A 26,805-nucleotide genomic window follows, 5' to 3' on the forward strand; every position below is an offset into this window, starting at 1 on the left:
TCCCGCGTCAGCAATGTACATACCCCCAACGTTCAATACCGCCCACGCGCTTGGGCACCTGGGCGCTGACGTCTCGAGCGAGCTCTGATCGCGGTCGGAGGGCAAAGGTTCGGGTACCACCACAATCGCAGCGGTACCGCCCACCGGCCAGTGCGCCTGTGTGGACAAGGCGGAAACTGACACCACAGCCTCGATATATGGCGTCGACTGCATCTCTGCCAGTTGTGCGCTCAAAGTCCTTTGCCAGTTGTGCGCAAAGATGTTCGTTCCCCCCCCACCAGATCTCCTACGGCTCCGACGAGCCCCGGATTTCGGCGTTCGGTCAGTCGTCTCCTGTCACCGCTGCCGCGCCACAGGCCGACCACACCTACAGTTAACCCCTCGATCGTCTGCGGATGAGCTGACTTCGAGACGGCTGCAACGAAACGCTGCACACGCGGCAGTTGGTGGGACAATCTACCGGCCTTCAGAAATCAATTCTGCTGTACGAACCAGTATGTCGAGCATGAAGGTACTGTGAAGATCTCTGGACTGCTAAGGGGTTAGGGGAGAAAAATGTGTGCAGCCGCGAGAGTTGCCTCGTCGGTGATGCAAGTAGCCCACTTGGATCGGTCGGTGAGCTACTACTGCGATGTGTTTTCCTGCCGTGTCGCCTTGCGTGAACGCGATGCGGTGCTTCTTCTGACGCCGGATGATTTTCAGATCTACATGTATGTGCAAAAGGGCGCATCCCTGCGCAACATCAGCAGTATCGGCGTCCACTACGTCATGTGGTCCGCCGATACAGAAGAGGAACTTACGCGGATCAGTGAGCGTCTACGCGCATATGACGCCTCCACTTTCACCCAGGTTGTCGGCGGAGTAACCTTCGTCGACGGCTGCGACCCGGACGGTATCCGTGTCATCGTCGCTTACCCGGACCCAGAACAGTTACCCCGAGAGCTGATCGCACCACGATTCCACGGATAACGTGCCGTCCGGAGCGGTGCGTTCGTCCGGCCTGTCCTCGCTGCTGGAGCGGTCACCGATCCACGCGAGGAGATCGGGATCGGACGATGTCAGACGCTCTACTTCCTCGCCGTCGTCGCAGCGTCGTAGTGACACCGTGATCGATGTGGGGGTGCGCCGTAGAACCCGCCACGTCGCTCCCGAGTCGGACCATCGCGAAAGAGTTTCCACAGGTTGCTCTTCCGTCATGTCGGGTCCGCTCAGGTATTGGCCCAGCTGTCGGGCCCGAAGACCTCGTAGTGGATATTCTGTGCCGGGACGTCCCTTTCGAGCAACGATGCGCGCATCGCCAACATGAACGGCATCGGCCCGCAAAGGAAGGCTTGGGTTTCGGGCTCCACTGCAATACCTTGCAAATCCGCCCGTCCTTCGTGAACCGATCCGAACGCAACGTGCGTGCCGAGATCCTCGTACCAACGGTGCAGGGTTGCGGCGGGAATCTTCTCGACGAGTGTGCTGAGTTCTGCGCGGTGCGCGTGATCCGCAATGGATCGATCCGCATGAATGACGGAGACGGAACGCTGTGCACCGGTGTCCACGAGATGGTTGAGCATGCCGATCATCGGTGTGCAACCGATTCCGGCCGACGCGAGCAGGAGCGGTGAGTCGTCGTCAGGCATCATCAGATCGCCGAACGGTGTGGTTACCGACAGCTCGGAACCTTCGAACACGTTGTTGTAGAGGAAGTTCGACACTTCGCCGTCGGGCGTGCCCGAAATTCTCTTCACGCTGATTCGCCAGTCGGCGCTGCTCGGCACGGAACAGAGGCTGTATTGACGTATCTGGCGAGCGCCGTCGGGCAGCGTAACTCCGACCGAAAGGTACTGTCCGGGCGCGAAGGTGGGGAGAACGCTGCCGTCGAGCGAGGCGAGAGTCAGCGAGACAGTGTCGGCGGACTGAAGAACTCGTTCGCTGATCCTGACCGTGCGCCACACGTCGCCGGCGTCGACGCCGGCGAGTTGGTAGAGGCCTCGTTCAATCGTGATGAGGGTTTCCGCCATCAGCCAGTAGACTTCGTCCCAGGCTGCGGCGACTTCGGGAGTGACTGCATCTCCGAGTATTTCGACGATCGCGGCAAAGAGGTGTTCGTGCACGATTGCGTACTGGTCGGGAGTGATTCCCAGCGACGCATGCTTGTGCGCGATGCGTGAGAGTATGAGATCGACCTTGGCGCTGTCCGGCTCGAGCTGAAGCGTCGCGAATGCCGCGATGGCGCCGGCGAGAGCCTTCTGCTGTTCGCCCTGCTTCTGATTGCCGCGATTGAACAAATCACGTTCGAGTTCAGGATGTGCGTCGAACATCTTGCGGTAGAACAGGGTTGTGATATCGCCGATGGCGGCGCCGACCACGGGAAGGGTGGCGCGAATGACCTCGGTTGACTGTGGGGAAAGCATGAGCTGCTCCGTTCGGTCGAAATTCGATTGATCAGCCTGCTTCGTCGCTCCGGGTGGTGAGGCGTAGCAGGACAGTTTTGGACGGCTGCCGGATGACGTCTTCGATCGTGACCGCGTCGAGTGAAACGAAGAACGCTTCCTGTGCTTCGCGCAACGCACTTCGAAGGAGGCAACCTCCGCGCAGTGGGCACGGTTTGTCGCCTTCGCAGTCGACGACTTCACCCGGGCCTTCGAGGCGTCTGGCCAGCCAGCCGATGGTGGCGGTGCGGCCGAGTTCCGTGATGGAAAGCCCACCGCCGCGGCCGCGCCTGGTTGTCACGATGCCGAGCTCACCGAGCCGTGTAACCACCTTGGTGGCATGGGAATACGACACGTTGAGCTGCTGCGCAACATCCCGAGTGCTGGGGGAGGCATCCGCGTCGAGTACGGCCAACCGCATGACGACGCGCAATCCCAGATCGGTGAACTGCGTCAGTTGCATGATCTGAACCTACATAATTCGCATCTGAGATGACTATTTATGTGAGGGGGATCTCAAACGAAGGGCTAACGCACCACGTCGACATGGTCGAGAACGCTGTGAAACGGCACCGATCATGCAAAACGGGTTTGTTGACGAAAGGTAGAACCGAGCACATCGTCCCGTAGTGCACTCTCAGAGGGCGGGGGTAAAACCGTACCGTCGCCGCATTTCCTTGATGGCGACGACGTCGTTCGCGCTGAAACTCGTTGCAGCTGAACATTGCAGCGCTTGCGCGTAGTCCTCTCGCCACTGGTCGATCTCGCGCGCGGTGAGGCGAGTGAGGGTCAGTTTCTGTCCCTCGGCTACCGGTTCGAATTGGGCCAGAAACACGGCGAGCAATGTGGCTTCACGCCGACACGTGTTCGTCATGGCGCCACCGTCTTGACGCTGATACCGGCAACGCGGATTGGTGCTGCAATGATCCCGCAAGCGTCGATCGGATCTCGGTGAGGCCGATCGATGCGTCGAGCGCAACGACGGACAAACGAAGTGCAGAGACTTTCGTTCTGGAAATGCACTGTGCTACATAGTTTCATTACGGGAAGAGCTCCATTCGGCCCCGACCTCATGAAGAAGAACAACTTTCAAGTAACTCACCGTAACAGTACCACCCAGATTATCGCTAACTCCAGGCTACCGACGGTTTGCTCACCGTACACCGTACCCGAACGACAACCGCAGACTGCGGGGTAACGACAACGGGGGTGTGATCTGGAAACGCGCCCCCACCGAAGACCGTTGCACACATTTGTGTCGAGCGACTTACAACAGTCAAGCCTGAGATCACACCTGTGGGCACCGACCCCATGCTTCACGGTTCGGTCCGTCACGTCATCCTGCCGAAGATTTTAGGGTCGACGACGTCGTCACCGGTGGTCAATTGTGTGCGGAATCTTTGCGCCACAGTAGGTTCCGCGCGACATCGGGGTACGCTCTCGGCGGTGTAGACGGATCGGTGGAGTCAACCATCGGTTACGTCCAAACGCTGTAAGTGACACCGGCTAGGTAACGGGCGTGCAAAAATCGTTCGATCACCTGACCTTACTTACCACTATTGGCCGAAAGTCGGCTTACCTGGGTTTTGTCGGCTACCGTGTCGTGTCTCGGCGCGTATATGCGGACACATCGGGAATGATCCATTCCCCGCCGACTTCCTCGATCGGGAGAACATCGAGGACGATGTCCGGATCCAGCGGTATTGCTCCCAAGATCCGGGGAACCCGCGTGTCTGTACCGGGAGGCGATGGGTTGCGCTCGTCCCACCTGATCGAGACCCCCGCAGTAAGGAGAGCATCCTGATCGACAACTACCACTACCAGTGGAAGTCGGAGGTCTCCGTACACTGTCGCGAGGACATACTCGAGATCCGCAGCTGTGGCAGCATGGACGAAGCCGGCTTGATCGAGAGTCGTTGCGCGGGTTGATCCTTCATATTCTCCGAATCGTTGAGCGCCTTCCCAGTCATCAGCAAGGGCTATGTGAAAAATGCATTCGCTCATCGGAAACCTTTCATCGACGTGGTCGGGTGTCAGTGAAGACAGGCGGAGAACACCCCGAACAGGGAAATGATCACACTGACCAACAACACGACCTTCACCAATTCGAATGCGATGTACACCAGATGCATCTTCGAACGGGGTAGGTCTTCTCCGGCAAGGATTCGGTCGGAGCGTTTACCCAGTTGCTGTCGGATCACCGCGACCTGAACAACGAGCACCAGCGCGGCCAGCACGAAGAACGTCAACGTGGGCGTGTCGGGTTTCGCGACGATGCAGGATGCCGCCAGTGTCAGTGCCAGAACCAATTCCACGGCGTTCAGTGCGGTGAAGACCTTGCGGCCGATCCCGAGCCCGATGGCCAGGCTCACTCCGGGAGCGCGAAACTTGATCGGTGCTTCCAGGAAGGAGATCGCAGCGACCATCCCGAGCCAGAAGACCGGCAGAATCAATTGCGCGTAGCGTGCCGCTTCTGTCATAGGCCATCGACCTCACCGGAGGGTGGCGAGTTCGGTTCGCTCACCGCGACGGAGGCGACCATTTTTCTTCTACCTGCATGTTCCTCCGCTCGTATCCGCGCGACCATATGGGGGTAGTGCAGTTCGAATGCGGGACGTTCGGAGCGGATTCGAGGCAGTTCGGTGAAGTTGTGCTGCGGCGGCGGACAACTTGTCGCCCATTCGAGCGAATTTCCGTAGCCCCACGGATCGTCGACCGTGACCGCCGGGCCGTAGCGGTAGGACGTGAACACGTTCCACACGAACGGCAACAGTGACGCTCCGAGAACGAACGATCCGATCGTGGAGATCGAGTTCAGTGTGGTGAATCCGTCCGAGGGCAGGTAGTCGGCGTATCGGCGCGGCATGCCTTCGGCGCCGAGCCAATGTTGCACCAGAAAGGTTGTGTGGAAACCGACGAAGGTCGTCCAGAAATGCCACCTACCGAGTCGTTCGTTCATGAATCGTCCGGTGATTTTCGGGAACCAGAAATAGATCCCGGCGTACGTGGCGAAGACGATCGTCCCGAAGAGGACGTAGTGGAAGTGCGCGACGAGGAAATACGAATCGGTGACGTGGAAATCGAGCGGCGGGCTCGCCAATATCACCCCGGACAGACCTCCGAAAAGGAAAGTCACCAGAAATCCGATCGAGAACAGCATCGGCGATTCGAAGGTCAATTGTCCTTTCCACATCGTTCCGATCCAGTTGAAGAATTTCACCCCGGTCGGTACGGCGATGAGAAAACTCATCATCGAGAAGAACGGCAGCAGAACGGCTCCCGTGGCAAACATGTGATGAGCCCACACTGCCGCAGACAGTGCCGATATGGCGATCGTCGCGTAGACGAGTCCGAGATAGCCGAAGATCGGCTTGCGGGAGAAGACCGGAAAGATCTCCGAAACGATACCGAAGAACGGTATCGCCACGATGTACACCTCGGGATGTCCGAAGAACCAGAACAGATGCTGCCACAGGATCGCCCCACCGGTGGCGGGATCGAAGAGATGCCCGCCCAAGTGTCGGTCCACGAGCAGTCCCATCAGTGCCGCCGTGAGAATAGGAAAAGCCAACAACACCAAAATCATGGTGATGAAGACATTCCACGTGAAGATGGGCATCCGAAACATCGTCATCCCGGGTGCACGCAGACAGATCACGGTGGTGATCATGTTGACCCCACCCAAGATGGTCCCGACGCCGGCCAGTGCGAGGCCCATGATCCACAGATCCCCACCGACACCTGGTGAATGCAGGGCACTGGTCAGCGGGGAATACCCCGTCCATCCGAAGTCGGCGGCACCTCCGGGGGTGAGGAATCCGGATACGGTGACGAGCGCACCGAACAGGTACAGCCAGTAGCTGAGTGCGTTCAGTCGCGGGAACGCCACATCCGGTGCGCCGATCTGCAGGGGAAGTATGTAGTTCGCGAAGCCGAAGACGATCGGAGTGGCATAGAGCAGCAACATGATCGTGCCGTGCATGGTGAAGAGCTGGTTGTACTGCTCGTTCGAGAGAAACTGAAGACCGGGGACGGCAAGTTCGGTCCGGATCAGCAGGGCCATCAATCCGCCCAGCATGAAGAAGGCGAACGAGGTGACCAGATACATCACGCCCAGCTGTTTGGGATCGGTCGTAGTGGCAGCGGAATAGAGGAACGTGCCCTTGAGCCCCCGCCGTTTCGGGTAAGGCCGCGAAGGAAGGAGCTCTGTCACAATGGGAGTCATTGCCGTTCCTCACTGCGCGGGAGATGGCGGTCCGATATCCGGACGATTCGAGTACGGGTACCCGCCTACCAATTCCGTATCGACACCTACGCGACCGAGATTCATGGATCCTCCCGGTGATCCCACCATCTCGGCCGCACCGGGCAGTGGCCGGTGGAAGAAGCGGGCGTTGTCATCGATGAAATCTTCCCAGCGGGCGGGGACGTCGGATTCGTACGAGATGGCCTCGACCGGGCAGACCGGTTCGCACGCACCGCAGTCGATGCATTCGTCGGGGTGGATGTAGAGCGACCGCGCTCCTTCGTAGATGCAGTCCACCGGGCATTCCTCGACGCACCCCCGGTCCATCACGTCGATACATGGTGCTGCGATCACGTATGTCATGAGCGACCTCCGGGGGCACTGCCTATTTTTAAGGAAATCTTTCCTCTAAAGTCTTACAGTATGGCGATACGAAAGGGAACCGGTTCTGCGCGCGCCGACAGCCATGCAGTGCTGGCGTCTGGGCGGCGAGTTCAACTGTTGGACGCCTTGCGGGCTGCCGCGGAATCGATGGCCGCCAGCGAACTGGCGGATCTGTGCGGCCTGCATGTGAGCACAGTTCGGTTCCACCTCAACGCGTTGATCGAAGTCGGTCTGATCGCGAAGGAGACCGAGCGCAACGTCATCCGAGGGCGTCCGCGCCAGCTTTACCGGGCACAGAATCCACTCGGGTCAGGAGTCGGGATCACCTCCGGATACGAAAAGTTGGCCCACGTTTTGGCGGCGCACTTCGCGCGCCACGCGGACGGTGATCCGGAACAGCTCGCCGAGGCTGCGGGTCGGCAGTGGGCGCTGGATGATCTCGGCGAAACCTCCGGAAACGGTCGATCCACAGAAGATGCGGCGGTCGTCGTCACTACCTTGTTCGCGGAGATGGGGTTCGATCCGGAACTCGAATCCTCGACTTCCGATACGCGTATCCGATTGCACGCCTGTCCGTTCGAAAGCGTCGCCCGACAGAACCCCGGCGTTGTCTGCTCCTTGCATCTCGGTCTGATACGCGGAGTTCTGACACGACTTGGCGCACGTCAGATCGAGAGCACGCTCACCCCCTGGGACACCGCGCATACGTGCCTCGCGCAACTGGAGCAGCAATGACACATAGGACCGTACAAACGGCGCATATCAATGTTCCTGTCGCACAGTCACATTCCCCTCCCCCATGTTTTGTGGGACCGCTGATGTGCTCGCGCGATCGAACATATTCGTCGTTTCGGCGGACCGCATCGAGAAATGAACAGCCGGAAACTTCCTCACTACAACGGATTACACCCCATGAGCATCTATCGCATGATCTGGTGGATTACCGCGGTCATCCTGGCCGCTTCAGGGGGGATCGCCGCAGCCATCACCGTCCAAACCGACATTCTGGTATCGGCGGTGATTGCCGCAGTGCTGATCGGAGGGGGTTCACCCTGGCTGCGACCGATCACACGTCGTACTACCCCACCACCGCGAACTCTCCTGACGATTGCGCTACGAGACGGCGCTACGTGGGCGGCAGGAGTGGTCACTGTCATCGGATTGATCACGCTCGCCGGCGCTCCTGCCCTACCGCTGATACTGCTGATGGCCATCACCTCCCCTCCGGTATGCCGCTATCTCCGCGACAGAGTCGAGTTCACACCCTCGCTCCCGTGCTCGCCGAAAGATCCCCTGATACGCACCAGCGGCGTCGATGTGCAGCTTCTTCCATTGCCGGATTGCAGCCAACTCTCGGACGACGCCCTGTGTCGATGTTGGCGCATGAGCTTCCCCGCCCAGCAGAGCGATCCCTCGACATCGCCCTCGACGACGGACGAACTGCACTTCGCACGTACCCGCGAGGCTTATCTCGACGAAATCGAACGTCGCGATCCAAGGGGATTCGCCCGATGGTTAGAGAGCGGCGCCCGCACCGGAAGTGACCCCGCCAAGTTCCTCACCACACGAGATCACCCCCCCACCCCCACCACAGCAGCCCTGATTCAACGCCCCCGCGAAAGCCCCATGAACCAACTGAGAAACCTCCTCATGGCCGGGCCAGTGGAGAACGATGGAAATCCCTGGCCAGCACCGCATACACGCAAAGAAAGCGAACACCGTGGAAAAGATGTCATTGACAGCGCTCGCTCGCCAACTCGCCGACAAGGCGGGAAACTCGAAGAGCGGCCGGAGCGCTCGTACCGTGTACGGCGGCCATGAACACGTCCTGCGGCAAACCGTCATCGCGCTGGCAGAGGGCCAAAAACTCGACGAGCACGAGAACCCTGGGGAAGCGACCGTCTACGTCCTCACCGGCCGGGTACGCCTGTGCGCAGCCGAGAATGCTTGGGAGGGATCATCCGGCGATCTGTTGATCGTCCCGAATGCTCGACATTCTCTCGAAGCGCTGGAGGCCTCGTGCGTACTACTGACGGTCGCTAAAGCAATCTGAAGTATCGACCCGGTCTTCACGGCCACTGATCTGACCGTCATTTCTTACTCCGCTTCGTCATCGACCATGCTCCAGTCGCGAGCTGTGCCCCGCATCGTCCGCGGGCACGGTTCGCGGTCCTTCTACGTGTCGATGGCAATCGTCCTGTTAGGTAAATGCATTGAACCGATTCGAAACCGACGATCCGATCGCCCCTGTTTCCTCGAAGTCCACGGCCGGCGGCATGTCTGCCCCATGTAACTCTGCCCTGCTTGATGCGCTGAAACATTGCGTTGTCATCGGCGACGGAGCGATGGGCACCATGTTGCAGGCCGCGGACCTCACCCTGGACGACTTCCTCGGCCTAGAGTACCGCGGCGCTCGTTATTCGTTCGGATACGGCGCGTCCCCGGATCTCGAGGATCGAGCCAAGTTGGTTGCGTTGCTCGAACCCGAACGAATCGGCGTCGAATTGTCTGAGGAGCTGCAGCTGCATCCCGAGCAGTCCACGGACGCTTTTGTCCTGCACCACCCGGAAGCAAAGTATTTCAATGTCTGAGTTGCCGAACGGAATATCGGAAGACGGCCCCTCGCCGTTCGCGCGCCGCGTCCTCGACACAATCGACCGTATCCCTGCAGGCCGCGTGATGACATACGGACTGATCGCCACCATCGTCGACGCGCATCCGCGCCAAGTCGGCCAGGTCATGACCCACTGGGCAGACGAAACACATTGGCACCGAGTGGTCTACGCCAACGGCACTCCCGCTACCTGTCACGGCAACAACGCTCTCGTCCTACTGCGCGGCGAAGGGACGCCCATGCGCGACGGACGGGTCGACCTCGTACACGCGCTGTGGAATGGATGATCCACCTCAAACGATGGCGAGAACCGTCCTGCAATCGTTTTCGACGAAATGCCATGTCCTCCATGCGATTAAGTCATCTTCACCCTCGTATTTGCTCCCCGGGTCATGTCCTAAGTCTGGCATGTCGGATGAGACACGGCCACCCGCTGCGCAGTCTCGACGTGCACTCAGGTGGACTGGCGGTTGACGACACACCCGGGGGCAAGGTGTAAGGCGCGAGAGCGTGTAGCGCCGACGCGGCGTGTGAACGGGGAGAGCTCAGTGACCGGGCGGCCAGCTCGGTATCGGTTCGATGATGTGGACGGTCAACTGACAACGTCGAACACGTTGTGTTCGCGCTTCGCGCTGAACCTCTACGTGGAGACAAAAAGATCTTTCACAGGGCGAGCGAGCGAACTGCAGTCTGGACGATCGGCAACACGTCCTCCTCGAACCACAGGTTCTTGGCAAGCCACGGCTGGTTGCGCGGAGAAGGATGCGGAAGGGGAAGGTACCCCAACGGCAAGTAATCCTTCGCTGCTTTGACGGTCTCGGTCAGCGTCGGCTTGCGCCGACCACGTAGATAATGTGCCTGTGCATACTGACCGACCAATAACGTGAGTCGAACATCGACCAAATGATCGTTCAGCGCCTCGTGCCAGTGGGATACGCATTCGGATCGCGGTGGTTGATCACCCGACCTCGCTTTGCCGGGATAGCAAAAGCCCATCGACATGACGGCTACCTTGCCCGGGTCGTAGAACTGTGGGGGCGTCAGACCGAGCCAAGTGCGCAGACGGTCACCTGAAGGATCGTCCCAGGGAACACCCGTCGTATGAACTTTGCGGCCAGGCGCCTGGCCGATCACACGCAGCCGAGCCGATGGGCCTGCTTGCAGTACGGGACGCGGCCCGCACGGCAGGTGGTCCGCGCAGAGCGTGCACCCTCGGATCTCCCTGAGCAACTCAGCCAATGGTTCCGGCATATTTCCCATCTCCGGGGTCGAGGCAAGCATAGAAGTGACGTCGTTATCGGACGCGTTCGAGGTCGTCGTCTTACCGGGAAATCACCGAAATCCGGGTGGAAGGCTTGAAGCCGCGCCGGTAGGCCCGGCTGACAGATTCCTCAGTCAGCGGGCAGCGGGGGCGTCGAGTCCCCCAGTATTTGGCACGGTTTCCCCTATGTCTCCAACCACGCCTCGAAGACGCATATGCCCGTCGGACAACGTGTAGGTGACGCCGACGATCGCGCAGGCACCTTTGTCCACTTTCTCCGCGATGATGCGCGACCTCTGCATGATCAACGACCCTGTTTCCACCACATGACGACCTTCGAGTTCGTCGACGGTGGACAATCCCTCGCGGCGGCCCATCAGGATCGAGGGGGCGACGCGCTCGATCACACTACGAATGAAACCGTCGGGCACCGCATTCTCGTCCAAGGCATCGAGAGTGGCTTTCACTGCGCCGCAACTGTCGTGGCCGAGGACGACGATGAGCGGCACGTCGAGCACCTCTATGGCGTATTCGATCGAACCGAGCACCGAATCGTCGAGCACATGACCTGCGGTGCGGACGACGAACATGTCGCCGAGACCCTGATCGAAGATGATCTCGGCGGCTACGCGCGAATCACCGCAACCGAACAAGACCGCGGTCGGATGTTGTTCGTTGACCAGCTTCGCGCGGTCGACGATTCCCTGGCTCGGATGGATGGACGCGCCGTTGACGAATCGCTCGTTACCCTCGCGAAGAGACTTCCAAGCGGAAAGGGGGCTTGAACGTGGCATTCATCCATTGTGCACACGGCGTCTTCCGCATTGCCGACAGGGGTGTTGACCCACCTGTGGTCGGGTGGTCACGGCTCCGACGAAGCGTCCGGCGAGCTTGAAACCGGCTGTGCGGCAACGCAGTACTGTTCGAACCTCTCAGCGGTCGACAACGAACCTCCTGCGAACAAGGATCGCTGTGAAGCGAGGGGCCGCGTGGTCGTGACTGCGCAAGGATTTTGCCGGATCGCGCGCGTGATCACCACGAACAAGGCGGTCGAGCAGTCGGGTTTCGCAGTCGGGTTTCTGGGTCTGCGGAAACTCCTCGACTCACTTCGTCACCACAAGACGCGTGTCACTACCGCGCAGGCTCAGCGCAGTGCGCTTAAGACGACGCTTCCGGCGAGGTCGGGTAACTCACACGCGTCCCGTCAACGTGCGCAAAAGAGGTAAGCGTATGCGGCGGCGCCGACTTCTTGGTCATGATGTCAAGCACGACGACGCCGCGCACCACGAGGGCGTCGCCGATCATCGAACGATGGCATCGCCACGGCACAGCTTCGGCACACATGATCGCTACATCGCTGTTGTGACCTCGCTTCACGAGCAGGTCGATCGCTTCGGCGAACTCGTCTGTCTGCATGTAGTCCGCGTAACCCTGGAACGAGGCGTTTCGCCACGCACCGTTGATGCTGTCCTTGCGTACATGACGCAAGCCGCCTAATGCTTTCATTCTGCGGTACGTGATCTTGCGTGCGCGCACGCTCGCCGCCAAAGCTGCCTCACCGAACTGCGGATTGTGCCGGGACTTGGCGATGGTACGCACGTCGATCAACTTCGTGATCCCGTACGTCTCCAAGAGATCGACGAACTCGTCGATCGGGTGCGTCGAGTGCCCGACAGTGTAAATCGTGATGGCTGACATGCCGCCACGCTACGTCGAATACGCGCCTGCGGAGATGATGTATCGAACCGAAAACTCCGGCCAGTAGGACGTCCCTGCGATATGCCGTCCACTATTGTGTTAGAAAACGAATATCAAGGTCCGCGATGTCGCGGAGCGTCTCCTCGCCCGAGTGGCGGCGGACTTCGAGGTTCCCGCAGCTGTCCGCACCCACTTCGGCCATGTCCTGTTGCGCAACTGACAACAGCGCTAAGCTCGTGTGGCGGCACATCGACTGGGTAATTGACGCGCTGATCATTTCTTTCTCGAGTGCAACCACCACGGCAGTTGGTCGCATCCGACCAGGTACAGGAGCAAAACTCACATGACGTCCTCATCGAATCCCGCGACCAGGAAACAGGCGCCTGGCGGGGAAACATCGAACGTCCGGACCAGATACGCCCCGACGAAGTCTGAACTCCCGCATCCCGCATGCCGAGGGACTGCATGCCGAGGGACTGCTGCGGCAGGAGTAGGCGCCCGCCACCGGAAGCGCGATCGCCCATCGGCGGCACGGTTCCCCCGGGGGGGTACTACGGCTTCCCGAGGCCAACACGTACGTGCCGAGGGTGCCGGTGTCGTTTGCCACGTGAGGACGAACGAAGCCACTGGAAGTCCAGGCACATCACCACGGTAAGACCGACACCTAACATCACGAGTAACAGAACCACGTTCGCCATCGCCACTGCTCCCTCTGACATCGAATTAGCCACTCACACCACGCAAGGCAGAATTCTCAGACGCATTCCGGACGCGTACGTTCCGGTAGCTGGACTCAGGCAGCGGTCACGCCATGAATCGATCGGACCGATACGCGCATCCTCGACGTCGCGGACAAACCACGTGCGATCGGTTCTTCCGCCTCGAAACGCTCGATTGCGAGTGCGAGGCCCATGACCTGTCGCCACCACCGTTCACGTTCCTCGGATTCGGCCCACACAATTACATCCATCACTGTCTCCTCATCAACCCTGGGTTTGTTACCCAGGTCACAGATTTTGGAAACGTAGGACACGCGAAATTATGCAATGGAGAGAAGCGGGGACTCGCGGTGTGTCGCCGATAACCAATCCTCCTCGAGGCCTCCGAAAACAGATCCGAAGACACGAAACGAGTACAGCCGAAAAAGGAGCTTGCGAACTGACCCGCAGTCCAATCCACTCGGCCCCCGTCGACGTCAATGCGGTCACTTCACAGGCTGCACAACACTTCTCGTGGGTGTGTTGATACGGCTGCGAGCCGTTGCGCTCAAACACAGGCGACAGGGTCAGGAACCTGACCGTACGCCGCTGCAGGCGAGGAACATGATCAGCCCGCTGCGGATTCGGATGCCGCCCCTGAGGCGAAGTCCGAAGCCGAACGACGCCTATGCTCGGTATACGATCTCGCGAGAAAGTTGGAGCCAGATATGAGTCCGAACAGCACCTGGCTCGACACCCGAACAACCCAACTACGGGGCACGCTTCTCGGTCTGGGGCTGACGATCACCGACTCCCAGGCCCGGGTACTGCTCAACGACAAACTCGACGACTACGCCCGCCTGATGCACGTCACCCGGCGCACCGCACAACGACACTTCACCGACGAACACCTCGCCATCTTCGCCAACTCCCTCGCGGCGGCCATTTCCGACGAAGCACCCGGCGAGCCCATGACCGAATTCGAACGCACCATACCCATGCCCACCAACGCACTCGGACTGACCATCGCCGCCCTGGCAGAAGCGCTGAAAGTTGCTCACGGCAACCTCGAAGAGCACTCTCTGACCGACGGCTTGTCCCACCTGTCGACTCTGGGCATGATCGCCGCCGACGCCCGCACAAACACCCGCACCGGTACCGTTCCCATGCCCCGGCCGCTGCTGCTGCGGATCGCTCGCTTTCTCGACAACACCGCGAAAATGGTCAGCGAGGGAGCGAACCTGCCCGACGGCCTCGACGAAAACGCGCGAGCACCCTTCGTCACCACCCTCCAACAAGACGCCGACGGACTACGCACCCTCGCGAACACCGAAGACGGTCACTCGCCGAAACTTTGGCGTATCCCTGCCAGTAGCGAAACATCGCCCCGTCGCGAAAAAGCCAATCGACGTCATGCCGCAGTCGAAACAGAGCCGAACGCCGCAACGGAAGGCGCGCGCGGGGATTCGATCCGCAGCGGACGACCTCGCCCCACGGAATCTTGACCTGCCAACACGGCTCTCCGCATTTGAGCGGGGCGTGTGCTGATTTCATGCTGCTGGTCTCTGCCCTCGGGTGAGGGCGATGTGGACCATGATGCGCCTTCGGTAGTTGTCCATGTTGGTGAAGCCGCATCCGACACGCTTGGTTTGCTTGATGATCCGGTTGAAGCCCTCGGTGCGGGCGTTGGTCACGTCCTCGGTGAGCGCGACGAGCACCGCTGGCCACCAGGTGTCGATCGTGGTCGCCAGGCGGCTGGTTTCCTCCATGTCGGCGCGGGCGGCGTCGTCGTAGAAGTCGTACAGCCTGCGCCGGATCTGGTGCGGCTGGTGTTCGGCCAGCAGCAGGCGCAGGCGTTCCTTGACGGCATGCGCGGCGGCGATCTCGTTGGTCGGATCCTCGGCGGCGAGGGCGGCGTTGAACCGGGCCTTTTGCTTCACGGTGAGGTGCTCGTAGCCGGTGAGCAGCAGTTGCCGGCTGGCCCAGACTTTGTCGGTGGCGGTGCCGCGGCGGCCGTGCAGTTGCCGGGTGATCCGTTGACGGACCTGGGTGACCATGAGGTTGGCGAGGGCGACGAGATGCCACTTGTCGACTGCGATCCGCGCGTCCGGCAGGGCGGTGCGGATCCCGGATCGACAGGTACAACAGCGCCCGCCCGCACACCCGCCTCGGCAACGCCCCACCCGCCGAGTACGAGGCAGCGCACTGCGCTGAGCCCACCAAGTCATCGCGACCGGCAATGACACCTGCATAGACGTGGCATCAACGCGTAGATGTTTCAGTTTCTTCTGTGCTGGGGCTGTGTCAGGTGCTGGACCGGGTGTAGGCAGCGGCGCGCACCACATCGTCGTCCTCCAGTCCAGCTCCTAGTGCTCCGCCCACGGTGGCCAGGCTGGCGGTGAGCCAGCTGATCTTCGCGTAGTCCAAAGCGTTCACTGGGTGACCGGCGACACCGGCCAGTACCTGCTCGTCGATGAGCAGCAGCGCGCCGACCCAGGACAGGATGAATAAGACGAGGTAGAACACCACAACCCCGATGGCCACGGTCGCGGTGGTGGCCAAATTGAACAGGATCACCTGCTCACGTTGGGCTCGCCGCCGTGGGCGCTCCCACAAGTCGGCTCCCAGGATCAGGGTGGCACTCACCGCCCCGATCGCCATCACCGCCAGCAGGACCAGGCGCACCGGCCCGTAGGCCATGGCCAGTACCCATAGGTCCGAGGCCACCAATGTCAGCATGCCGGTGGCCACTGCCACGACCAGCGCCCGGGAGAGCCGGGCCACGAAGGCCCAAGGCTGGTTGGCGCGGATCATGCCCAGCAGCAACCGCACGTTGCCGCTCAGCACTCGGGCCGTGAACTGCACGACGTTGTCGTCCGGGCGTTCGTCGAGATCGGTGGACAGCTGGTGGGCTCTTCGAGCAAGATCCCGCTGGGCGTTGAGGTCTTCGGCGTCGTAGCCCAGGAGCTGCCCGACCACGTGCACGGTGGTCTCTTGCACCTTCTGCCGCACGTGCACGGCTCCCAGGGTTGGGACGGAGACCAGTCCTACCCCGTGCACGGGGCTGAGCTGGGCGAGCACCGGACGTCGGCCGGTCTTCAGGGGGATCTCGGTGAGCACCACGGCCAAATCCCAGTTCTCCTCCAGCACGCGGTTTCGGGCCGCCTCCAGCAGGTCCAAGGTCTCGGTGGGTGGATCGACCAGCCGGTCTTCGGCCATCTTCAGTTGCCAGCGCACTCCCGGATACCGCTGCACCAAAATCTTGCGCACCGAGGTGGTGACCTCGGGGCCGAGCACCGCACTCAGGGATGGTGAGACCACCAGGCCGATGAGCAGCTCGGCATCGGAAAGGGGTTCGGCAGGATCGGCGGTGGATCGGCAACGCTTAGCAGTCACCGCTCCATGGTAAGGCAACCACGGGCCGGATTGCCGCTGGCTCGATGGAGCCCCCAAGGTTTCGTGCAGCACCGCGGGCCGGATTCGGTGGTCGCCTCGATCCCGGAGAGAGCGGTGCTGCTCACTGCGAAATCCTCTCCCCGCCGACGCCGCCAGCGCGAAGACATCACAGCCAGCGGGCCCGGGACCTGCCGGTGTCGAGGACGGCTTCTCGATGATGCTGCAGTGACGGATCGGTTGAAGTGCTTCGGCGGTGTGGGAGCAGTGATCAGCGTGGGGCCGGTCGATTCCGTTCGGACAGGTGATGCATCGACTGCCCAGCGGCAGGTGCGGTACTGATGCGTGGGTACCCGGTGCAGGGGTGTCAAGGCCCAGCTCCGAAGACGGCAAGCCGGGCACGTGAAAGGCGAATTATGGCCCGCCGCAACCCGAGCGGGAAGGCATGTGTGGCACGAGGCGCCGAAGACGGGCCGGGCGTTTACTGCAGAGATAAATGGCTCTCCGCATTTGAGCGGGGCGTGTGCTGATTTCATGCTGCTGGTCTCTGCCCTCGGGTGAGGGCGATGTGGACCATGATGCGCCTTCGGTAGTTGTCCATGTTGGTGAAGCCGCATCCGACACGCTTGGTTTGCTTGATGATCCGGTTGAAGCCCTCGGTGCGGGCGTTGGTCACGTCCTCGGTGAGCGCGACGAGCACCGCTGGCCACCAGGTGTCGATCGTGGTCGCCAGGCGGCTGGTTTCCTCCATGTCGGCGCGGGCGGCGTCGTCGTAGAAGTCGTACAGCCTGCGCCGGATCTGGTGCGGCTGGTGTTCGGCCATCAGCAGGCGCAGGCGTTCCTTGACGGCATGCGCGGCGGCGATCTCGTTGGTCGGATCCTCGGCGGCGAGGGCGGCGTTGAACCGGGCCTTTTGCTTCACGGTGAGGTGCTCGTAGCCGGTGAGCAGCAGTTGCCGGCTGGCCCAGACTTTGTCGGTGGCGGTGCCGCGGCGGCCGTGCAGTTGCCGGGTGATCCGTTGACGGACCTGGGTGACCATGAGGTTGGCGAGGGCGACGAGATGCCACTTGTCGACTGCGATCCGCGCGTCCGGCAGGGCGGTGCGGATCCCGGATCGACAGGTACAACAGCGCCCGCCCGCACACCCGCCTCGGCAACGCCCCACCCGCCGAGTACGAGGCAGCGCACTGCGCTGAGCCCACCAAGTCATCGCGACCGGCAATGACACCTGCATAGACGTGGCATCAACGCGTAGATGTTTCAGTTTCTTCTGTGCTGGGGCTGTGTCAGGTGCTGGACCGGGTGTAGGCAGCGGCGCGCACCACATCGTCGTCCTCCAGTCCAGCTCCTAGTGCTCCGCCCACGGTGGCCAGGCTGGCGGTGAGCCAGCTGATCTTCGCGTAGTCCAAAGCGTTCACTGGGTGACCGGCGACACCGGCCAGTACCTGCTCGTCGATGAGCAGCAGCGCGCCGACCCAGGACAGGATGAATAAGACGAGGTAGAACACCACAACCCCGATGGCCACGGTCGCGGTGGTGGCCAAATTGAACAGGATCACCTGCTCACGTTGGGCTCGCCGCCGTGGGCGCTCCCACAAGTCGGCTCCCAGGATCAGGGTGGCACTCACCGCCCCGATCGCCATCACCGCCAGCAGGACCAGGCGCACCGGCCCGTAGGCCATGGCCAGTACCCATAGGTCCGAGGCCACCAATGTCAGCATGCCGGTGGCCACTGCCACGACCAGCGCCCGGGAGAGCCGGGCCACGAAGGCCCAAGGCTGGTTGGCGCGGATCATGCCCAGCAGCAACCGCACGTTGCCGCTCAGCACTCGGGCCGTGAACTGCACGACGTTGTCGTCCGGGCGTTCGTCGAGATCGGTGGACAGCTGGTGGGCTCTTCGAGCAAGATCCCGCTGGGCGTTGAGGTCTTCGGCGTCGTAGCCCAGGAGCTGCCCGACCACGTGCACGGTGGTCTCTTGCACCTTCTGCCGCACGTGCACGGCTCCCAGGGTTGGGACGGAGACCAGTCCTACCCCGTGCACGGGGCTGAGCTGGGCGAGCACCGGACGTCGGCCGGTCTTCAGGGGGATCTCGGTGAGCACCACGGCCAAATCCCAGTTCTCCTCCAGCACGCGGTTTCGGGCCGCCTCCAGCAGGTCCAAGGTCTCGGTGGGTGGATCGACCAGCCGGTCTTCGGCCATCTTCAGTTGCCAGCGCACTCCCGGATACCGCTGCACCAAAATCTTGCGCACCGAGGTGGTGACCTCGGGGCCGAGCACCGCACTCAGGGATGGTGAGACCACCAGGCCGATGAGCAGCTCGGCATCGGAAAGGGGTTCGGCAGGATCGGCGGTGGATCGGCAACGCTTAGCAGTCACCGCTCCATGGTAAGGCAACCACGGGCCGGATTGCCGCTGGCTCGATGGAGCCCCCAAGGTTTCGTGCAGCACCGCGGGCCGGATTCGGTGGTCGCCTCGATCCCGGAGAGAGCGGTGCTGCTCACTGCGAAATCCTCTCCCCGCCGACGCCGCCAGCGCGAAGACATCACAGCCAGCGGGCCCGGGACCTGCCGGTGTCGAGGACGGCTTCTCGATGATGCTGCAGTGACGGATCGGTTGAAGTGCTTCGGCGGTGTGGGAGCAGTGATCAGCGTGGGGCCGGTCGATTCCGTTCGGACAGGTGATGCATCGACTGCCCAGCGGCAGGTGCGGTACTGATGCGTGGGTACCCGGTGCAGGGGTGTCAAGGCCCAGCTCCGAAGACGGCAAGCCGGGCACGTGAAAGGCGAATTATGGCCCGCCGCAACCCGAGCGGGAAGGCATGTGTGGCACGAGGCGCCGAAGACGGGCCGGGCGTTTACTGCAGAGATAAATGGCTCTCCGCATTTGAGCGGGGCGTGTGCTGATTTCATGCTGCTGGTCTCTGCCCTCGGGTGAGGGCGATGTGGACCATGATGCGCCTTCGGTAGTTGTCCATGTTGGTGAAGCCGCATCCGACACGCTTGGTTTGCTTGATGATCCGGTTGAAGCCCTCGGTGCGGGCGTTGGTCACGTCCTCGGTGAGCGCGACGAGCACCGCTGGCCACCAGGTGTCGATCGTGGTCGCCAGGCGGCTGGTTTCCTCCATGTCGGCGCGGGCGGCGTCGTCGTAGAAGTCGTACAGCCTGCGCCGGATCTGGTGCGGCTGGTGTTCGGCCATCAGCAGGCGCAGGCGTTCCTTGACGGCATGCGCGGCGGCGATCTCGTTGGTCGGATCCTCGGCGGCGAGGGCGGCGTTGAACCGGGCCTTTTGCTTCACGGTGAGGTGCTCGTAGCCGGTGAGCAGCAGTTGCCGGCTGGCCCAGACTTTGTCGGTGGCGGTGCCGCGGCGGCCGTGCAGTTGCCGGGTGATCCGTTGACGGACCTGGGTGACCATGAGGTTGGCGAGGGCGACGAGATGCCACTTGTCGACTGCGATCCGCGCGTCCGGCAGGGCGGTGCGGATCCCGGATCGACAGGTACAACAGCGCCCGCCCGCACACCCGCCTCGGCAACGCCCCACCCGCCGAGTACGAGGCAGCGCACTGCGCTGAGCCCACCAAGTCATCGCGACCGGCAATGACACCTGCATAGACGTGGCATCAACGCGTAGATGTTTCAGTTTCTTCTGTGCTGGGGCTGTGTCAGGTGCTGGACCGGGTGTAGGCAGCGGCGCGCACCACATCGTCGTCCTCCAGTCCAGCTCCTAGTGCTCCGCCCACGGTGGCCAGGCTGGCGGTGAGCCAGCTGATCTTCGCGTAGTCCAAAGCGTTCACTGGGTGACCGGCGACACCGGCCAGTACCTGCTCGTCGATGAGCAGCAGCGCGCCGACCCAGGACAGGATGAATAAGACGAGGTAGAACACCACAACCCCGATGGCCACGGTCGCGGTGGTGGCCAAATTGAACAGGATCACCGCTCACCCCAGCCCGCACGGGCGGGGGAACCCGCCGCTACAGCGAAGCAGACCTGGCCACGTTGACACGTATCAGCGCGTTGATCGCCGACGGCATCAACCTGACCGCGATCGGTGTCATCCTCGACCTGGAAAACCGGAACGCGATCCTGGCCGAACAGATCGCTCAGCTCAGTCAGATGCCCGCAGAGGAGTCGCCGTCCGAGCGCGTCCCGGAAGCCGGGTACCCCTCGTCGGCGTGAGCGATGGCGCCGAAATCCGCATCGGCAGCGATCACATGCCCCTCCGATTCGAGCTGGTCGATCGCCGCATCGAACGCGTCGATAAGCCACGGCTTCTGCGCCTGCGCGAGCGAAGTTTCCGTATTGTCGTCACCGGTCTGCACGATGTGCACCCACCACGAACCGCTCGCATCGGGCTCGTCCCACAACCCTCGCGCAGAATTGGTGGCCAACACGTAGCGGTTGTACTCGAGATCCACACGAATGGCGTACTGCCCGTCCACATTCACCACAGCAGCGGGCCGCTGCGACGCCGCAGCCAACGCGGTCAGCGCGTCGTCGTACATTTCCGAGAACTTCTTCGTCAACGGCACAGTGCAGTCCTACTCATCGAGGCCCCATGCAGACAGCACAAGGTAAAAGACAGCCCGTTGCCACAGCCATGACCAGCCCGTTGCCACAGCCATGACGAAGAACTGACATCCACCCTAACCCCACGAGGCCCACATCAGTGGGAAGCATCCCACTCCGCGATCACCTACCGTCCCGTCGAAAGCCGGAAGAGGACCGAACCCTGTCGAACTGCATACCGATCTCGCGGCAAAGCTCCTCATCACTGACGGCGCGGTCCCCGAAAGCGATCGCGCCCACTGCAGTGCCGTCGATGACAACCTCGCCGACGACACCGACGACCGCACCGTCCTCACGGCAAGCGATGTCCCGCCCCGCGCGAATCACCTGCTCGATCACCGACGCACGGTCGAACCCTGCACCGCCGCGGTAGCGGTGGACACCGGTTTCCTCGTCCCGCACCGACACGAACCAGTCCACCTGCATCGCCCTCACATTCCTCCCCTGCACCCCTCACCTACTTCTACCGCGTGGGGAGAGTATCCACCACCTCGGCCGCGAGCACCGTCAGCCGAATACTGCATTGCCGAGACTGCTCGACGAACACCTCGAACACCTCAAACACCTCGATCCTCACTGATACCGTGCAGCACCATCAGCATTCCCTCGGCATGCTCGAAGCCTTGCGCGTACCGCCATCCCAGCCTGCACACCCCCGACCTCCGCAGGACCCGCACTCCGCCGCCGGAAGAGGTTGGTATGCCAATGGGCACTGCTCACACACCCGCTACTTATCGACGATCATCCACTCAAGAGTCGTCCGGTCGACACAGGCCTCCACTTTCCCGCCCCAGGGACCCATCGGCCGCCGCAGCGGACTCGCCGCGATACGGAGGTCCGACGAAACGTTCCGACCGACTCATGCTGACTTGCAACAGCTCTCGAATCGGATGGATGGTTTGGCACGAACAAGGCAGCTGCGGCGATTTCAACGACCGCACACCCCCAGGACCCCGGGCCTGCACGTCGAGCCGGGGCGGTGGGATGCCATCTGCGTTGAGCACACAACCCAGACAGCCCTTTTCGTGCGCGGTCAATATCCGTGCGGCCTCGCACTTCCCACCATAAACCGCATTACCGGTATGCACCTGGTCGGATTCCCGGTCGATACCAACTAGCAACCCGGGCGCGTGCGGACAGTCCGGGAGCAGCACTCCCCCACACCTACCAACCCGATCTCATCGGCCGGCTACCACCGCCACGTCGCGAGAACTCCGAAACGTTTTCTGGAGTGGCGATGACACTCGGCGACCTCACGAAGCAGGTCAAACAGATCAGCGGAAAGCCAGATTGACACCGAATCGGCTGTCGAAGGGGTGCAACCAGGTTCGATCCACGGTTCCATACCGCCCCACCCCGACACTCGACAAAGCTGACGGGCAATCATCACCGAGTAGTCGACCGGCACGGGTCTGTCCAGAAAACGGTGTAATTGATTGATTTCTAACTACTTTCGTCCGGCAGACAGCCGTCCGTCGAACGTTATCTCGAAGGCATTCAGTGCTGCCTTCCATCGGTTGGACCAGCGCCTGCGGGCGGTGCCTTTCGGGTCGAGGCTCATGATGGCCAGATACACGCATTTCAAGGCCGCGGCCTCGGTCGGAAAGTGTCCACGGGCCTTGACAGCCCTGCGGATTCGAGCGTTGACACTCTCGATGGCGTTGGTCGTGTAAATGACCTGCCGGATGGCGTTGTCGAATTGTAGGAACGGCACGAACTCAGCCCAGGCGTTAGTCCAGAGCCTGATGATCGCGGGATAGCGTTTCTCCCATTTGTCACTGAACTCTGCGAATCGGTCGAGCGCGGCCTGCTCCGACGGAGCCGTGTAGACGGGTTTGAGGTCCTTGGCGATCTCGGACCAGTCCTTGCGGGAGGCATAGGCGTAGGTGTTACGGAGAAGATGGACCACACAAGTCTGCACGATGGTCTGTGGCCACACTTGCTCGATCGAGTCAGGTAGATGCTTGAGACCGTCGCACACGACGATCAGAACATCCTGCACACCACGGTTTTTCAGCTCGGACAACACCCGAAGCCAGTACTTCGCCCCTTCCCCGTCGCCGTGCTCACCGGCCCACAATCCGAGGATGTCGCGGGTGCCGTCGACAGTCACCCCCATCGCGACGTAGATCGGCCGGTTAGCGACGTTGCCCTCGCGAATCTTGACGTGGATGCAGTCGATGAACAGCACCGGGTACACAGGGTCCAACGGCCGGTTCTGCCACTCGGCCATGCCTTCCATCACCCGCTCGATGATCGTCGAGATCGTCTGCTTGGACACATCAGCTCCGTACACCTCGGCCAGGTGTGCAGCGATCTCACCGGTCGTCAAACCCTTGGCCGACAATGAGATCACCATGTCCTCCACGCCCGACAGCCGACGCTGCCGCTTGGCCACGATCTTCGGCTCGAAGGAGGAATCCCGGTCACGGGGCACCTCGAGTTCGACCGGGCCGGCCTCGGTCAACACGTTCTTGGTGCGTCTGCCGTTGCGGGAGTTGCCGCTGCCCCTCCCTGCCGGGTCGCTCTTGCCGTATCCGAGGTGGTCGTCCATCTCGCCTTCGAGCGCGGACTCCACGACTAGCTTGGTCAGCTTCGACAGCAATCCACCATCTCCGGTCAACTGCAGCCCTTCGGCTCGCGCCTGCTCGACCAGCTCTTTGAGCCGCGCATCGCTGATACCCGGCTGAGCCGAGTTCGTCTCTGTCTCACGATCAATCACATCAGTCATAGTGGCGTATCTCCTTTCAGAGTTACACCGTTGTTCTTACAGTCCCACCGGCACCGATCATGTGTGCTCTCGCCAGATTTGTGAAAGTCCGCTACCACCAGAGGAAGTCAACGCGCTCTGCTGATCGAAGATCTGCCGACACCCCGCATGGAGGCGATAGCGTCGAGACTCTTGCCTTGCTCACAGAGGGAGCGGGCCCGTTCGGTACGTTCGGGTGTCATGACGGTTGGGCGGGCACCGTGTCGGCTTTGGCGCCGGACGGCTTCGAGGCCGGCGTGAGCGCATTCGACGATCATGTGGTGCCCACCTTTGGGCGAGAGCGGCCATGATGCGGGAGAAGAATTCACGACCCCGCCGGTGGTTGTGCCGAATCCTTCTGCGAAAGAACGGAATACGGAGCAGTGTTCGCAAAGAATGTGGACGTGCCGATGAGGCGACAAACGGATCGTCCGAGCCTGTCGAGTTCAGACCACGAGGACGACACCGCCATTCCCGCGTAGGTAGCTCAGGCGTTCGGCGAGCTGGGGTCGCTGCGTTTTCGAGCCGGATTCGCAGTCGGTGAAGATACAGATCGCTCCGGCTTGGCGGAGTGCGTACTGCTGCAGTTCGGGGTTTGTTCTAAGACACCGGTGTATCCGGTGGTGCTCACAGTCTCAGTCCTTCTCCTCTGCTGCCATGTGTGGGACGGTGCGGCTATTCATGAGCTGGTGACCGATCTCAGGACTCCAAGAAGGTGGGTCTGCTGCACGGATAGGTGACATCTGATCTGTGGTGCCGAGAGGTGCCGCTGGAAGGATGTGCACCATGCCGAAGCCCTATCCCCGAGAGTTCCGTGAGGACGTTGTTCGGGTTGCCCGCAGTCGCGAGCCCGGAATGCTGTTGAAGCAGATCGCCGCCGACTTCGGGATCAGTGAATCCTGCCTGACGGGTTGGCTGAAAGTGGCCGATATCGAGGACGGAATCAAATCAGGAACTACCGGTGAGGACGTGGTCGAGAACCGGGAACTGCGCAAGCGAATCCGGTTGCTCGAGCAGGAGAACGAAGTCTTGCGCCGTGCTGCCGCCTATCTTTCCCAGGCGAACCTGCCGGGAAAATGATGTACCCGCTCGTTCGTGAGCTGGCCGAGGACGGCATTCCCGTCACGGTGACGTGCCGGGTACTCGAGATCGCTCGCCAGCCCTACTACCGGTGGCTGGCTGACCCGGTGACCGATGCCGACCTCGCGGAGGCCTACCGGGCGAACGCTCTGTTCAGGGCCCATAAGGACGACCCGGAGTTCGGCTACCGGTTCCTGTTCTACGAGGCTCGCGACGTCGGCCAGGTGATGGCCGAGCGCACAGCGTGGCGGATCTGCTCGAACAACGGCTGGTGGAGTGTGTTCGGCAAGAAACGCGGAAAAGCCAAGCGCCCGGGGCCTGCGGTCCACGACGACCACGTCCAACGCAACTTCACCGCCGATGCTGCGAATCAGCTGTGGTTGGGCGACATCACAGAGCATTGGACGAGCGAAGGCAAGCTCTACATGTGCGCGTTCAAAGACGTATTCTCCAACCGGATCGTTGGCTACTCCATCAGCGATCGGATGAAGTCCCGGCTCGCGGTCGATGCGCTCGACAACGCCGTCGCCCGCCGAGATTTCGTCGCAGGCTGCGTGGTCCACACCGACAGAGGATCGCAATTTCAATCAAAAAAATTCGTCCGCGCTCTGAGCCGCCATCACATGGTCGGCTCGATGGGCCGCGTCGCTGCGGCCGGCGACAATGCCGCCATGGAGAGCTTCTTCTCTCTACTGCAAAAGAACGTCCTGGACCGCCGCCCCTGGCGCACCCGTGACGATCTCAGGATCGCGATCGTCACCTGGATCGAAAAGACCTACCACCGCCGACGCCGCCAAGTCGGACTCGGCCGATTGACCCCCATAGAATACGAGACCATCATGACCACACCAGCCACTCAGGCTGCGTGACTCAACCTGTCACCTGATCGTGCAGCAGACCCGGTGCGCAACTTGGCCGAGTTCGGGTTTTGCTGTGATGCTTCGGGTTTGATCGAACTCGACCACGTGTAGGTCTGTTGAGGCATGGTGTCGTAGTGCTCGACCACGGTCTGTTAGTGCTCGGAGAAGGCCATGGCGGCACCGCGGGGTGCCGCAGCGATCACTGCGGCACGTCGATGACTGGTTTGATCGCGAGCCGTAGGACGCCGCGAGGATAGTTCCGCCATCTAAATAGGCGAAGTTGCAGCAACCTGGACGGCGCCGACACTGAGATCACCTAGCGACCATCCGACATCGCGGGCTGCCGGTCGGCGTCTGTTGATCGCCAGGTAATTGGGTATCCACACCGAAACGAACTATTCGAGAGGTTTTGCGGTGAAGGATGTCAGGCGAGGAATGACGGATTCCGAGCTGGTCGAGGAAGCTGCCCGGCTCGCTGAGCAGAAGGATCGGACTCGATGCGACGAAATCCGGTTGGCACTCGTTCAGGACGAGCTCGAGTCCCGCGGCGCCACGCATTCCGACGAGCACGGAACGGCGAGGAGACATCAACGATGAACTTTCTGCTGATCTGGTCGCGTGTGTCTTCCGGGCTCATGCCGGAGGATGTGCGTGTCTGCGGTCCGAGACAACGCTCCGTGCCGGCCCGGTGGGCACTGCCGATGAATCCCCGTCGTTGATGTTGGATTTGGAGCTGTTCGTCGGCCCGCCCTTCGCTGCCGCATTCCGTGCGGCAGTCCACTGGCTCGTCTTCGTCGGCGTTCTCTGACCACGTGCGGCAGGTGACGGTTTGGGGA

At 61.7% G+C, this 26,805-nt stretch carries 30 protein-coding genes and 3 pseudogenes; 9 read left to right on the forward strand and 24 right to left on the reverse strand.

Going from position 1 to position 26,805, the window contains the following annotated elements; translation table 11 throughout:
* Positions 1-555 precede the first annotated feature (555 nt).
* A complete protein-coding gene (locus YH3_RS00495; RefSeq protein ID WP_064442803.1) occupies positions 556-969 on the forward strand; it encodes a VOC family protein in 414 nt (137 codons plus the stop codon).
* Here YH3_RS00495 and YH3_RS34745 read toward each other — a convergent pair.
* The 8 genes from YH3_RS34745 to fdxA all read right to left on the reverse strand — a co-directional run bounded on the left by YH3_RS34745 (position 931) and on the right by fdxA (position 7,029).
* Positions 931-1,197 (reverse strand): hypothetical protein, encoded by a 267-nt coding sequence (locus tag YH3_RS34745; RefSeq protein WP_371594684.1) that lies wholly within the window; start codon positions 1,195-1,197, stop codon positions 931-933. The genes YH3_RS00495 and YH3_RS34745 overlap by 39 nt on opposite strands.
* Positions 1,198-1,208: 11 nt before the next feature.
* Positions 1,209-2,402 carry a globin domain-containing protein gene (locus tag YH3_RS00500; protein ID WP_064442804.1) on the reverse strand — a complete coding sequence of 398 codons (1,194 nt, stop codon included), beginning with the start codon at positions 2,400-2,402 and terminating at the stop codon, positions 1,209-1,211.
* Positions 2,403-2,433: 31 nt separating this feature from the next.
* A complete protein-coding gene (locus YH3_RS00505) occupies positions 2,434-2,883 on the reverse strand; it encodes an Rrf2 family transcriptional regulator (protein ID WP_003943059.1) in 450 nt (149 codons plus the stop codon).
* 174 nt (positions 2,884-3,057) lie between these two features.
* Positions 3,058-3,294: a hypothetical protein gene (locus tag YH3_RS00510; RefSeq protein ID WP_064442805.1), complete on the reverse strand. Its 237-nt coding sequence runs from the start codon at positions 3,292-3,294 to the stop codon at positions 3,058-3,060.
* Between the two features lie 719 nt (positions 3,295-4,013).
* Complete coding sequence (locus tag YH3_RS00515; RefSeq protein ID WP_064442806.1) at positions 4,014-4,424, reverse strand: DUF952 domain-containing protein; 411 nt, start codon at positions 4,422-4,424, stop codon at positions 4,014-4,016.
* Between the two features lie 29 nt (positions 4,425-4,453).
* Positions 4,454-4,900 (reverse strand): hypothetical protein, encoded by a 447-nt coding sequence (locus tag YH3_RS00520; protein WP_064442807.1) that lies wholly within the window; start codon positions 4,898-4,900, stop codon positions 4,454-4,456.
* Positions 4,897-6,645, reverse strand: coding sequence for a cytochrome c oxidase subunit I (gene ctaD, locus YH3_RS00525; RefSeq protein ID WP_064442808.1), 1,749 nt, complete (start codon positions 6,643-6,645; stop codon positions 4,897-4,899). The genes YH3_RS00520 and ctaD overlap by 4 nt, the downstream gene beginning before the upstream one ends.
* Before the next feature lie 9 nt (positions 6,646-6,654).
* Positions 6,655-7,029 carry a ferredoxin gene (gene fdxA / locus YH3_RS00530; RefSeq protein ID WP_064442809.1) on the reverse strand — a complete coding sequence of 125 codons (375 nt, stop codon included), beginning with the start codon at positions 7,027-7,029 and terminating at the stop codon, positions 6,655-6,657.
* Between the two features lie 60 nt (positions 7,030-7,089).
* Here fdxA and YH3_RS00535 point away from each other — a divergent pair, with 60 nt between their 5' ends.
* Positions 7,090-7,785: a metalloregulator ArsR/SmtB family transcription factor gene (locus YH3_RS00535; RefSeq protein WP_064442810.1), complete on the forward strand. Its 696-nt coding sequence runs from the start codon at positions 7,090-7,092 to the stop codon at positions 7,783-7,785.
* Between the two features lie 185 nt (positions 7,786-7,970).
* On the opposite strand, the gene YH3_RS35880 is transcribed toward YH3_RS00535, so the two are convergent.
* Positions 7,971-8,264: a hypothetical protein gene (locus tag YH3_RS35880; protein WP_157127685.1), complete on the reverse strand. Its 294-nt coding sequence runs from the start codon at positions 8,262-8,264 to the stop codon at positions 7,971-7,973.
* A 506-nt stretch (positions 8,265-8,770) separates the two neighbouring features.
* Between YH3_RS35880 and YH3_RS00545 the strand changes: the two genes are divergently transcribed.
* The 3 genes and pseudogenes from YH3_RS00545 (at position 8,771) to YH3_RS00555 (ending at position 9,951) form a co-directional block, all read left to right on the forward strand.
* Positions 8,771-9,103, forward strand: a complete 333-nt coding sequence (locus YH3_RS00545; RefSeq protein WP_064442811.1) for a cupin domain-containing protein — start codon at positions 8,771-8,773, stop codon at positions 9,101-9,103.
* Between the two features lie 340 nt (positions 9,104-9,443).
* Positions 9,444-9,641, forward strand: a pseudogene (locus YH3_RS34750) (vitamin B12 dependent-methionine synthase activation domain-containing protein); the annotation flags it as partial.
* Positions 9,634-9,951: an MGMT family protein gene (locus YH3_RS00555; RefSeq protein ID WP_064442813.1), complete on the forward strand. Its 318-nt coding sequence runs from the start codon at positions 9,634-9,636 to the stop codon at positions 9,949-9,951. The pseudogene YH3_RS34750 and the gene YH3_RS00555, both read left to right, overlap by 8 nt.
* Before the next feature lie 376 nt (positions 9,952-10,327).
* On the opposite strand, the gene YH3_RS00560 is transcribed toward YH3_RS00555, so the two are convergent.
* From YH3_RS00560 to YH3_RS35890, 5 genes are all read right to left on the reverse strand, one after another.
* A complete protein-coding gene (locus YH3_RS00560) occupies positions 10,328-10,915 on the reverse strand; it encodes a uracil-DNA glycosylase family protein (protein WP_064443438.1) in 588 nt (195 codons plus the stop codon).
* A 144-nt stretch (positions 10,916-11,059) separates the two neighbouring features.
* Entirely contained in the window at positions 11,060-11,719 is a 660-nt protein-coding gene (locus YH3_RS00565; RefSeq protein ID WP_064442814.1) for a carbonic anhydrase, read from the reverse strand.
* Positions 11,720-12,083: 364 nt separating this feature from the next.
* Complete coding sequence (locus YH3_RS00570) at positions 12,084-12,623, reverse strand: DUF488 family protein (protein WP_064442815.1); 540 nt, start codon at positions 12,621-12,623, stop codon at positions 12,084-12,086.
* A gap of 91 nt (positions 12,624-12,714) precedes the next feature.
* A complete protein-coding gene (locus YH3_RS35885; RefSeq protein WP_193777136.1) occupies positions 12,715-12,966 on the reverse strand; it encodes a hypothetical protein in 252 nt (83 codons plus the stop codon).
* 450 nt (positions 12,967-13,416) lie between these two features.
* Positions 13,417-13,593, reverse strand: coding sequence for a hypothetical protein (locus tag YH3_RS35890; RefSeq protein ID WP_003943357.1), 177 nt, complete (start codon positions 13,591-13,593; stop codon positions 13,417-13,419).
* Between the two features lie 456 nt (positions 13,594-14,049).
* On the opposite strand from YH3_RS35890, the gene YH3_RS00580 reads away from it, so the two are divergent.
* Complete coding sequence (locus YH3_RS00580) at positions 14,050-14,826, forward strand: hypothetical protein (protein WP_064442817.1); 777 nt, start codon at positions 14,050-14,052, stop codon at positions 14,824-14,826.
* 45 nt (positions 14,827-14,871) lie between these two features.
* Here YH3_RS00580 and YH3_RS34755 read toward each other — a convergent pair whose 3' ends face one another.
* From YH3_RS34755 to YH3_RS00620, 6 genes and pseudogenes are all read right to left on the reverse strand, one after another.
* Entirely contained in the window at positions 14,872-15,666 is a 795-nt protein-coding gene (locus YH3_RS34755; RefSeq protein ID WP_082920513.1) for a transposase, read from the reverse strand.
* Positions 15,626-16,717: a hypothetical protein gene (locus YH3_RS00590; RefSeq protein WP_064442819.1), complete on the reverse strand. Its 1,092-nt coding sequence runs from the start codon at positions 16,715-16,717 to the stop codon at positions 15,626-15,628. Before YH3_RS00590 ends, YH3_RS34755 begins: the two co-directional genes overlap by 41 nt.
* 529 nt (positions 16,718-17,246) lie before the next feature.
* On the reverse strand, positions 17,247-18,041 hold the full coding sequence (locus YH3_RS34760) for a transposase (protein WP_082920514.1): 795 nt from the start codon (positions 18,039-18,041) through the stop codon (positions 17,247-17,249).
* Positions 18,001-19,092 carry a hypothetical protein gene (locus YH3_RS00605; protein ID WP_064442819.1) on the reverse strand — a complete coding sequence of 364 codons (1,092 nt, stop codon included), beginning with the start codon at positions 19,090-19,092 and terminating at the stop codon, positions 18,001-18,003. The genes YH3_RS34760 and YH3_RS00605 overlap by 41 nt, the downstream gene beginning before the upstream one ends.
* Before the next feature lie 529 nt (positions 19,093-19,621).
* On the reverse strand, positions 19,622-20,416 hold the full coding sequence (locus tag YH3_RS34765) for a transposase (RefSeq protein ID WP_082920514.1): 795 nt from the start codon (positions 20,414-20,416) through the stop codon (positions 19,622-19,624).
* Positions 20,376-20,648: pseudogene (locus YH3_RS00620) on the reverse strand (hypothetical protein); the annotation flags it as partial. The gene YH3_RS34765 and the pseudogene YH3_RS00620, both read right to left, overlap by 41 nt.
* A gap of 14 nt (positions 20,649-20,662) precedes the next feature.
* Here YH3_RS00620 and YH3_RS34770 point away from each other — a divergent pair.
* A pseudogene (locus YH3_RS34770) lies at positions 20,663-20,890 on the forward strand (MerR family transcriptional regulator); the annotation flags it as partial.
* On the opposite strand, the gene YH3_RS00625 reads toward YH3_RS34770, so the two are convergent.
* From YH3_RS00625 to YH3_RS37240, 4 genes are all read right to left on the reverse strand, one after another.
* The gene (locus YH3_RS00625) at positions 20,824-21,243 is read right to left on the reverse strand and encodes a hypothetical protein (RefSeq protein WP_064442823.1); all 420 of its coding nucleotides are present in this window, start codon (positions 21,241-21,243) and stop codon (positions 20,824-20,826) included. The pseudogene YH3_RS34770 and the gene YH3_RS00625 overlap by 67 nt on opposite strands.
* Positions 21,244-21,403: 160 nt before the next feature.
* Complete coding sequence (locus YH3_RS00630; RefSeq protein WP_064442824.1) at positions 21,404-21,706, reverse strand: hypothetical protein; 303 nt, start codon at positions 21,704-21,706, stop codon at positions 21,404-21,406.
* A gap of 1,021 nt (positions 21,707-22,727) precedes the next feature.
* Positions 22,728-24,011, reverse strand: a complete 1,284-nt coding sequence (locus tag YH3_RS00635) for an IS256 family transposase (protein WP_064442825.1) — start codon at positions 24,009-24,011, stop codon at positions 22,728-22,730.
* Positions 24,012-24,475: 464 nt separating this feature from the next.
* Positions 24,476-24,646, reverse strand: a complete 171-nt coding sequence (locus YH3_RS37240; RefSeq protein WP_350491851.1) for a recombinase family protein — start codon at positions 24,644-24,646, stop codon at positions 24,476-24,478.
* A 169-nt stretch (positions 24,647-24,815) separates the two neighbouring features.
* On the opposite strand from YH3_RS37240, the gene YH3_RS00645 reads away from it, so the two are divergent.
* Together YH3_RS00645 and YH3_RS35895 are read left to right on the forward strand one after the other, a co-directional pair.
* Positions 24,816-25,978 (forward strand): IS3 family transposase gene (locus tag YH3_RS00645; protein ID WP_154100266.1). Its coding sequence is split into 2 segments (ribosomal slippage): positions 24,816-25,100 and positions 25,103-25,978, totalling 1,161 coding nucleotides; the frame shifts between segments, so codons are not numbered across the junction.
* A gap of 426 nt (positions 25,979-26,404) precedes the next feature.
* Entirely contained in the window at positions 26,405-26,566 is a 162-nt protein-coding gene (locus tag YH3_RS35895) for a hypothetical protein (RefSeq protein ID WP_176741975.1), read from the forward strand.
* Positions 26,567-26,805 lie beyond the last annotated feature (239 nt).

It is taken from the genome of Rhodococcus sp. YH3-3, assembly GCF_001653035.1.
GTDB classification, from domain to species: Bacteria; Actinomycetota; Actinomycetes; order Mycobacteriales; family Mycobacteriaceae; genus Rhodococcus_F; species Rhodococcus_F qingshengii.

What these genes read in the sequence shown, in the direction of transcription:
- YH3_RS00515 (WP_064442806.1), bottom strand. Translation starts at nt 4,424, where the DNA reads ATGAGCGAATGCATTTTTCACATAGCCCTTGCTGATGACTGGGAAGGC.
- YH3_RS00535 (WP_064442810.1), top strand. Translation starts at nt 7,090, where the DNA reads ATGGCGATACGAAAGGGAACCGGTTCTGCGCGCGCCGACAGCCATGCA.
- YH3_RS34760 (WP_082920514.1), bottom strand. Translation starts at nt 18,041, where the DNA reads ATGTGGTGCGCGCCGCTGCCTACACCCGGTCCAGCACCTGACACAGCC.
- YH3_RS35895 (WP_176741975.1), top strand. Translation starts at nt 26,405, where the DNA reads ATGACGGATTCCGAGCTGGTCGAGGAAGCTGCCCGGCTCGCTGAGCAG.
- YH3_RS00510 (WP_064442805.1), bottom strand. Translation starts at nt 3,294, where the DNA reads ATGACGAACACGTGTCGGCGTGAAGCCACATTGCTCGCCGTGTTTCTG.
- YH3_RS35890 (WP_003943357.1), bottom strand. Translation starts at nt 13,593, where the DNA reads ATGGATGTAATTGTGTGGGCCGAATCCGAGGAACGTGAACGGTGGTGG.
- YH3_RS00635 (WP_064442825.1), bottom strand. Translation starts at nt 24,011, where the DNA reads ATGACTGATGTGATTGATCGTGAGACAGAGACGAACTCGGCTCAGCCG.
- YH3_RS00555 (WP_064442813.1), top strand. Translation starts at nt 9,634, where the DNA reads ATGTCTGAGTTGCCGAACGGAATATCGGAAGACGGCCCCTCGCCGTTC.
- YH3_RS00495 (WP_064442803.1), top strand. Translation starts at nt 556, where the DNA reads ATGTGTGCAGCCGCGAGAGTTGCCTCGTCGGTGATGCAAGTAGCCCAC.
- YH3_RS35880 (WP_157127685.1), bottom strand. Translation starts at nt 8,264, where the DNA reads ATGGCCATCAGCAGTATCAGCGGTAGGGCAGGAGCGCCGGCGAGCGTG.
- YH3_RS00505 (WP_003943059.1), bottom strand. Translation starts at nt 2,883, where the DNA reads ATGCAACTGACGCAGTTCACCGATCTGGGATTGCGCGTCGTCATGCGG.
- ctaD (WP_064442808.1), bottom strand. Translation starts at nt 6,645, where the DNA reads ATGACTCCCATTGTGACAGAGCTCCTTCCTTCGCGGCCTTACCCGAAA.
- YH3_RS00520 (WP_064442807.1), bottom strand. Translation starts at nt 4,900, where the DNA reads ATGACAGAAGCGGCACGCTACGCGCAATTGATTCTGCCGGTCTTCTGG.
- YH3_RS34765 (WP_082920514.1), bottom strand. Translation starts at nt 20,416, where the DNA reads ATGTGGTGCGCGCCGCTGCCTACACCCGGTCCAGCACCTGACACAGCC.
- YH3_RS00580 (WP_064442817.1), top strand. Translation starts at nt 14,050, where the DNA reads ATGAGTCCGAACAGCACCTGGCTCGACACCCGAACAACCCAACTACGG.
- YH3_RS34755 (WP_082920513.1), bottom strand. Translation starts at nt 15,666, where the DNA reads ATGTGGTGCGCGCCGCTGCCTACACCCGGTCCAGCACCTGACACAGCC.
- YH3_RS00560 (WP_064443438.1), bottom strand. Translation starts at nt 10,915, where the DNA reads ATGCCGGAACCATTGGCTGAGTTGCTCAGGGAGATCCGAGGGTGCACG.
- fdxA (WP_064442809.1), bottom strand. Translation starts at nt 7,029, where the DNA reads ATGACATACGTGATCGCAGCACCATGTATCGACGTGATGGACCGGGGG.
- YH3_RS00565 (WP_064442814.1), bottom strand. Translation starts at nt 11,719, where the DNA reads ATGCCACGTTCAAGCCCCCTTTCCGCTTGGAAGTCTCTTCGCGAGGGT.
- YH3_RS00500 (WP_064442804.1), bottom strand. Translation starts at nt 2,402, where the DNA reads ATGCTTTCCCCACAGTCAACCGAGGTCATTCGCGCCACCCTTCCCGTG.
- YH3_RS34745 (WP_371594684.1), bottom strand. Translation starts at nt 1,197, where the DNA reads ATGACGGAAGAGCAACCTGTGGAAACTCTTTCGCGATGGTCCGACTCG.
- YH3_RS00570 (WP_064442815.1), bottom strand. Translation starts at nt 12,623, where the DNA reads ATGTCAGCCATCACGATTTACACTGTCGGGCACTCGACGCACCCGATC.
- YH3_RS00630 (WP_064442824.1), bottom strand. Translation starts at nt 21,706, where the DNA reads ATGCAGGTGGACTGGTTCGTGTCGGTGCGGGACGAGGAAACCGGTGTC.